This is a genomic window from Xanthobacter autotrophicus ATCC 700552 (assembly GCF_043194565.1).
In the GTDB taxonomy this organism is placed as follows: Bacteria; Pseudomonadota; Alphaproteobacteria; order Rhizobiales; family Xanthobacteraceae; genus Xanthobacter; species Xanthobacter autotrophicus_F.
Window position 1 is genome coordinate 1 of sequence record NZ_JBAFVS010000057.1, and the last position, 2,498, is coordinate 2,498.

At 63.3% G+C, this 2,498-nt stretch carries 2 protein-coding genes; both read left to right on the forward strand.

Annotation, left to right across the window (positions count from 1 at the left end):
• Positions 1-113: 113 nt before the first annotated feature.
• Positions 114-1,643, forward strand: coding sequence for an IS21 family transposase (gene istA / locus V5F48_RS24825; RefSeq protein WP_006023735.1), 1,530 nt, complete (start codon positions 114-116; stop codon positions 1,641-1,643).
• A complete protein-coding gene (gene istB, locus V5F48_RS24830) occupies positions 1,633-2,427 on the forward strand; it encodes an IS21-like element helper ATPase IstB (RefSeq protein WP_394260625.1) in 795 nt (264 codons plus the stop codon). Before istA ends, istB begins: the two co-directional genes overlap by 11 nt.
• The last annotated feature ends 71 nt before the right edge of the window (positions 2,428-2,498 follow it).

Here is a 2,498-nt window from a genome sequence, read left to right on the forward strand (position 1 = left end):
GTGTTGATTTCCACTGAGAGTTGACCCGGCCGGCACGGATTTTTCCATCGAGAAGTGACCCATGTTTTCACCACGTCTCACGCGGCATCGCGGGGGACAGCGGAGTGATCGACATGGAGTTATTGAGCGTCATCCGACGCTGGCATTACCGGGATCACCTCTCGATCCGGGATATCTCCCGCCGCACCGGCCTTTCGAGGAACACCGTGCGCAAGTACCTGCGGGCGGACAGCGTCGAACCCCGGTTTCATCTTCCCGAGCGGTCGAGCAAACTCGATCCCTATGCGGATAAGCTCGCGGCGATGCTGCGGGTCGAGAGCGGCAAGTCGCGCAAGCACAAGCGTACGATCAAACAGCTGCACGCTGATCTGGTGACCCTCGGCTATGAGGGGTCGTACAATCGGGTCGCGGCCTTTGCCCGGGACTGGAAGGCTGCCCGGTTGCGTGAGCAACAGACCAGCGGCCGCGGTACTTTCGTGCCGCTGGCCTTTGTGCCGGGCGAGGCGTTCCAGTTCGACTGGTCGGAGGATTGGGCGATCATTGCCGGCGAGCGCACCAAGCTCCAGGTCGCCCATGTCAAGCTGTCCTACAGTCGGGCCTTCACGCTTCGAGCCTACCTGCTCCAGACCCACGAGATGCTGTTTGATGCCCATAACCACGCCTTCCGGGTGTTGGGCGGCGTGCCACGGCGGGGCATCTACGACAACATGAAGACGGCCGTCGACAAGGTCGGCCGCGGCAAGGAACGCCAGGTCAACATCCGCTTCTCGGCCATGGTGAGCCACTTCCTGTTCGAGGCGGAGTTCTGCAACCCCGCTTCCGGCTGGGAGAAAGGGCAGATTGAGAAGAACGTACAGGATGCCCGTCATCGGCTCTGGCAACCCCTGCCGAACGTCCCCTCCCTGGAAGCTCTGAACGACTGGTTGGAGACCCGGTGCCGGGAGTTGTGGTCACAGACCGGGCACGGCTCGCAGCCCGGCTCGATCGCCGATGTCTGGAGCGAGGAGATCCGGCACCTGATGGCGGTGCCGCGGCCGTTCGACGGCTTCGTCGAGCACGCCAAACGCGTTTCCCCGACCTGCCTCGTTCATCTGGAGCGCAATCGCTACAGCGTGCCGGCCTCCTTCGCAAACCGTCCGGTGAGCCTGCGGGTCTATCCCGACCGGATCGTCCTCGTCGCTGAAGGGCAAGCAATCTGCGAGCATCGCCGGGTGTTCGCTCGCTCTCATGATCGTCTGAGCCGGACCGTCTATGACTGGCGGCATTATCTGGCCGTCGTCCAGCGCAAGCCCGGTGCCCTGCGCAACGGCGCGCCGTTCGCTGAGATGCCGCCCGCGTTTCGATCCCTGCAGCAGCACTTGCTCAAGCGGCCAGGCGGTGACCGCGAGATGGTCGAGATTCTGTCCTTGGTCCTCCAGCACGATGAGCAGGTCGTGCTCACGGCCGTAGAGCTCGCCCTTCAGGCCGGCGTGCCGACCAAGACCCACATCATCAACCTGCTGCACCGGCTGATCGACGGTACGCCGCTGAGCACGCCAACGATCCCGGCTCCCCCCGCCCTCACGCTGACCACTGAGCCTCAGGCCAACGTCGAGCGCTATGACGCCCTGCGCCGAGCCAGGGAGGCGCGCCATGCGTCATAATCCAGCCAGTGGAGCCATCGTCATCATGCTGCGCAGCCTCAAGATGCATGGCATGGCCCAGGCCATCACGGAGCTAACGGAACAGGGATCACCGGCCTTCGAGACCGCCATGCCGATCCTCGCACAACTCTTGAAGGCCGAGACCGCCGAACGGGAGGTGCGATCGACCACCTACCAGCTCAAGACCGCGCGCTTCCCGGCCTATCGCGACCTCCCCGGCTTCGACTTCGCCAGTAGCGAGGTCAACGAGGCGCTCGTCCGCCAGCTCCATCGCTGCGAGTTCCTCGACGACGCACACAACGTCGTCCTGATCGGCGGTCCGGGTACCGGCAAAACCCACATCGCCACGGCTCTCGGAGTCCACGCCATCGAGCATCATCACAAGCGGGTCCGCTTCTTCTCCACCGTCGAGCTCGTCAACGCCCTCGAACAGGAAAAGGCCCAGGGCAAAGCTGGACAGATCGCCGGCCGCCTCGTCCACACCGATCTCGTCATCCTCGATGAACTCGGCTACCTGCCGTTCAGCGCCTCAGGCGGCGCCTTGCTGTTCCACCTGCTGAGCAAGCTCTACGAGCGCACCAGCGTCATCATCACCACCAATCTCAGCTTCTCCGAATGGGCCACGGTCTTCGGCGATGCCAAGATGACCACGGCCTTGCTCGACCGGCTCACGCACCACTGCCATATCCTGGAGACCGGAAACGACAGCTTCCGCTTCAGAGCCAGCTCGGCCAAACCACCTAAACCCTCAAAGGAGAAGCCCCGAAACTTGACCGCAACCTGACCCAAGACCACCATCACCCCGGGTCACTTCTCAGTGGAAATCCAGGGTCACTTCTCGCCGGAAATCAACAC